General features: G+C 63.3%; 6 protein-coding genes. 2 read left to right on the forward strand and 4 right to left on the reverse strand.

Annotated elements, in window-relative coordinates; translation table 11 throughout:
• Nucleotides 1-2,029: oxidoreductase (locus AC1D1X_RS16115; RefSeq protein ID WP_477698648.1), on the forward strand; the 2,029-nt coding region annotated here is incomplete at its 5' end.
• Nucleotides 2,030-2,035: 6 nt separating this feature from the next.
• Here the strand turns inward: AC1D1X_RS16115 and AC1D1X_RS16120 are convergent.
• Nucleotides 2,036-2,272, reverse strand: coding sequence for a hypothetical protein (locus AC1D1X_RS16120; protein ID WP_477670956.1), 237 nt, complete (start codon nt 2,270-2,272; stop codon nt 2,036-2,038).
• Between the two features lie 54 nt (nt 2,273-2,326).
• Nucleotides 2,327-3,259, reverse strand: coding sequence for a LysR family transcriptional regulator (locus AC1D1X_RS16125; protein WP_477698649.1), 933 nt, complete (start codon nt 3,257-3,259; stop codon nt 2,327-2,329).
• 152 nt (nt 3,260-3,411) lie between these two features.
• Here AC1D1X_RS16125 and AC1D1X_RS16130 point away from each other — a divergent pair, with 152 nt between their 5' ends.
• On the forward strand, nt 3,412-3,816 hold the full coding sequence (locus AC1D1X_RS16130; protein ID WP_477670958.1) for a RidA family protein: 405 nt from the start codon (nt 3,412-3,414) through the stop codon (nt 3,814-3,816).
• Between the two features lie 9 nt (nt 3,817-3,825).
• Here the strand turns inward: AC1D1X_RS16130 and AC1D1X_RS16135 are convergent, their stop codons facing one another.
• On the reverse strand, nt 3,826-4,035 hold the full coding sequence (locus tag AC1D1X_RS16135) for a DUF3820 family protein (protein ID WP_477667170.1): 210 nt from the start codon (nt 4,033-4,035) through the stop codon (nt 3,826-3,828).
• A 2-nt stretch (nt 4,036-4,037) separates the two neighbouring features.
• The gene (locus AC1D1X_RS16140) at nt 4,038-4,397 is read right to left on the reverse strand and encodes a translation initiation factor Sui1 (RefSeq protein ID WP_477670959.1); all 360 of its coding nucleotides are present in this window, start codon (nt 4,395-4,397) and stop codon (nt 4,038-4,040) included.
• Nucleotides 4,398-4,596 lie beyond the last annotated feature (199 nt).

Consider the following 4,596-nt stretch of genomic DNA (forward strand, 5'->3'; position numbering starts at 1 on the left):
GGGCTTCACCACGCTGAAGAACCGCGTGCTCATGGGCAGCATGCACACCGGCCTCGAAGACGGCCGCAAACACTTCCCCGCCATGGCCGCCTACTTTGCCGAGCGCGCGCGCGGCGGTGTGGGCCTGATGGTTACCGGCGGCTTCGCGCCCAACATCGCCGGCTGGACCAAACCGTTTGCCGGCATGCTCGCCAGCTCAGGCGCTGCGCGCCGCCACAAGCAGGTCACTGACGCAGTACATGCAGAAGGCGGCAAGATTGCGCTGCAAATTTTGCACACCGGCCGCTATGGCTACCACCCGCTGTGCGTCGCACCTTCGCGCATCCAGAGCCCCATCTCGCCCTTCACCCCGCGCGAGCTCAGCGCCGGCGGCATTGAGCGGCAGATCCGCGCCTTCATCCGCTGCGCCATGCTCGCCCGCGATGCCGGCTACGACGGCGTCGAGATCATGGGCAGCGAAGGCTACTTCATCAACCAGTTCCTTGTCACCCACACCAACCAGCGCACCGACGAGTGGGGCGGCAGCTACGCCAACCGCATGCGCCTGGCCGTCGAGATCGTGCGCCGCACGCGCGAAGCCGTCGGGCGCGACTTCATCATCATCTACCGCCTCTCGATGATCGACCTGATCCCCGGCGGCAGCAGCTGGGAGGAAGTCGTGCTGCTGGCCCAAGCGGTGGAAGCCGCCGGTGCCACGCTCATCAACAGCGGCATCGGCTGGCATGAGGCGCGTGTGCCGACAATCGCGACGTCAGTACCACGTGGTGCCTTCACCTGGGTCACCAAAAAGCTGCGCACCGACCTGCGTGCCGCCGGCCTCACGATTCCTGTCATCACCAGCAACCGCCTGAACATGCCCGAGGTGGCCGAACAGGTGCTGGCCGACGGCTCGGCTGACATGGTCAGCATGGCCCGCCCTTTCCTGGCCGACCCCGAGTTTGTCAACAAGGCCGCGCAGGGGCGCCGCGACGAGATCAACACCTGCATCGCCTGCAACCAGGCCTGCCTGGACCACGCCTTCCAGGCCAAGCTGGCAAGCTGCCTGGTCAACCCCCGCGCCGGGCATGAAACCGAACTCGTCATTCGCATCGCCCCCGCCAAAAAACGCGTTGCCGTCATAGGCGCAGGCCCCGCGGGTCTGGCCGCCGCCACCACTTTGGCCCTGCGCGGCCACAGCGTTGACCTGTATGACGCGGCCGACAAAATCGGCGGCCAGTTCAACCTGGCCAAGCGCGTGCCCGGCAAGGAAGAGTTCGAGGAAACCCTGCGCTACTTCGGCCAGCGCATCACCGGCACCGGCGTGAAGCTGCACCTGAACACCCGCGTCTCGGCGGCCGACCTCATTGCGCAGAAGTTTGACGAAGTCGTGCTGGCCACCGGCGTCACGCCGCGCAACCCGCGTATTCCCGGGCAAGACCATCCCAAGGTGCTGAGCTACATCGATGTGCTGCTGGGCCGCCAGCCCGTTGGCGAACGTGTGGCACTCATAGGCGCAGGCGGCATCGGCTTTGACGTCGCCGAGTTCCTCGTCACACCCACCGGCCATTCCACCGCACTCGACCTGCCCGCCTGGCTCGCCGAATGGGGTGTGGCCGACCCCGGTGAAGTGCGCGGCGGCGTGGTACGCCCGCTGGTCACGCCGCCGGCGCGCCATGTCACCCTGCTGCAGCGCAAGCCCGGCAAGCTGGGCGCGGGCCTGGGCAAGACCACCGGCTGGATCCACCGTGCCGCGCTGAAGATGAAAAACGTCGAAATGCTTTCAGGCGTCAACTATGAACGCATTGGTGAAAACGAAGAAGGCTCAGGCCTCAGCCTCTTCATCACCTTCGGCGAAAAACGGCAGGACGGCACCGTGCTGGCGGTCGACAACATCGTGCTGTGCGCCGGACAGGAACCCCTGCGCGAACTGCTGGAGCCACTGCGCGCGGCCGGCGTCAAGACGCATCTGATTGGCGGCGCAGACGAAGCCAGCGAACTCGATGCGAAACGCGCTATTGACCAGGGGACGCGTCTGGCTGCGATGGTGTGACCACGCTTATTTGGGCAGCCCTGCCTCAAAGCGGTCCATCTCTTCATCCAGCGTTCCGCGGCCGTTGAAATCCCGCTTGGCCTGGCCATACCAGTACTCGGCATTCCCCAGGTCGCCCTCCTGTACATGCAGGATGCCGTGCAGCCAGGCGGCCAGTTGCGACTCATCACTCTGCACAATCGTGTGTGCCTCGGTCCAGCGCCCCGAGCGCATGTGAACCAGGGCTTGGCGAAGATTGGCCATCGAAAACTCCTTGAATGAAATGAATATATCGCCGATGGAATTTCCATGGCGGGGTCATGTTTTTCCGTCACGCGGGCCAGCAACAGGCGCATGCTGCGCCATCAGCCCGGCAATCCACTCGATGAACACGCGCAGTTTGGCGCTGACATGCCGGTTCGGCGCAAAGGCTACGTACAAAGGCATCGGGTCAAGGCGCCAGCCCTTGAACAGGCGCACCAGTTCGCCGCCAGCCAGGTGCGCCTTCGCCATGTAGTCCGGCAGCCAGAGGACTCCCAATCCCGCCAGCCCGGCCGCGAGGTAGGCATTGYCGTCATCGAATGCGAACAGGTGCCGGCCTTGCACCTTGATGCTCTCGCCCTTGCAGTGCATGGCGTACGGAAAAGCCTTGCCGGTGCGCGCCCACAGAAAACCCACGATGCGGTGATGTGTGTCTTCCAGCTCTCGTGGGTGCAACGGTGTGCCCGAGCGCTCCAGATAGGCCGGGGCGGCGTATACCCCCAACTGCAGGTCACCCACCTTGCGGGCCATCAGCGACTGATCGGTTAGCTCGCCGCCGCGCACGACGCAATCCACGTTGTCGCCGATCAGGTCCACCATGCGGTCGCTGACACCCATGTCGAGCTGAATCTCAGGGTAGCGCGCATGAAATTCCGGCAAGGCCGGCACCAGGATCATGCGGGCCAGGGGGCTGGGCACATCGACCCGCAGCCGGCCCCTGGGCGACGCCGACGCGCTGGACAGGCTGGTCTCGGCATCATCAACCTCGGCCAGGACGCGCACCACCCGGTCATAGTAGGCAGCGCCATCGGCAGTGACATTGACCTTCCGTGTGGTCCGGTTGAGCAGCTTGACCCGCAGCCGCGCTTCCAGTTGCTGCACCAGCTGCGTCACGCTGGTCTTGCTCATATGGAGTGTCTCGGCCGCCTTGGTGAAGCTGCCTGCTTCCACCACGCGGGCGAATGCCTGCATTGCATCGAAACGGTCCATCTCTGCTCCAGATATGTTGACGTTGATGATTGTTTGGATTCTACGAACAGTGATGGTTAGCCTTGCCTGTTTATCCGAAAGGCACAGTCTTCTAAAGTTCTTTCATCGTTAACCACGGGCCGGCGACGGCCCATATGAAAAAGGACATTTTTATGACCAAGCGTGACGTCGTTTTTCCACCCGGGCGCCAGGCCCTCTATGAACGCAACCGCTATTCGCCGGCGGTGAAGTCCAACGGATTCCTGTTCGTTTCAGGGCAGGTTGGCAGCCGCGAAGATGGATCCCCCGAGCCCGACCTGGAGGCGCAGGTCCGGCTCGCCTTCGACAACCTGAACGCCATCCTCAAGGCCGCAGGCTGCACCTTCGACGACGTGGTCGACGTGACCGTCTTCATGGTGGATCCGGAATCGGTGTTCGAGACAGCCTGGAAAGTGGTGCCCGACTACTGGGGCAACGCACCGCACCCTACGCTGACGGGTGTCGGCGTGACCTGGCTCTATGGCTTTCAGTTTGAGATCAAGGTGATTGCCAAGCTTCCAGAGTTTCGCGGTGATTGAGTGACTTGACTACCGCCGTAACGGATCCAGCAGCGGCTTCAGCCCGTTGTGGTCGATCTCCTGCATCAGCTGCAGCAGGCGGCCGATTTCGCCTTTGGGAAAACCTTCGCGGGCGAACCAGTTGAGGTAGTTGCCGGGCAGGTCGGCGATCAGGGTGCCCTTGTGTTTGCCGAAAGGCATTTCGCGGGTCACCAGCAGCTGGAGGTCTTCGGGGTTCATGCCTAACCGCCTGCCCGCTTGGGCGCGTAGCCCTGTTTTTGCAGGGCCTGCATGACGGTGTCGCAATGGTCGCCCTGCACTTCAATGATGCCGTCTTTGGCCGTGCCCCCCGAACCACAGGCGGCTTTGAGCTGTTTGCCCAATTGCGCCAGGCCCAGGGCGTCCAGCGGCAGGCCCTTGATGACGGTGACAGTTTTTCCGCCGCGGCCTTTGCTTTCACGCATGACGCGCACCACACCATCACCCTTGGGCGCGGCCTGCTGCTTGCACGTGCACGCGGACACCGGCTGGCGGCATCCAGGGCACATGCGTCCCGCGTCGGTGGAATACACGAGGCCGCCGCTGGTGGGGAGTTTCTTCATGGAGTTTAAGGAGGGGATGCGTGGAAAGCGGCTCTGGCCGGGTAACACCGAAGTGTGGTCACCACGGCCGGGTCAGCACGGCCTAATACGAACGTTCACAAATGTTCTGGGCCATATTGCCGAAAAATGAAAAATGTACCTTATAAACACGGCTGGGATTTTCAGCCAGCGCCGCGCAGCCACTCAGGGTCATATACCC

The sequence above is a fragment of the Polaromonas sp. P1_G4 genome (genome assembly GCF_056405475.1).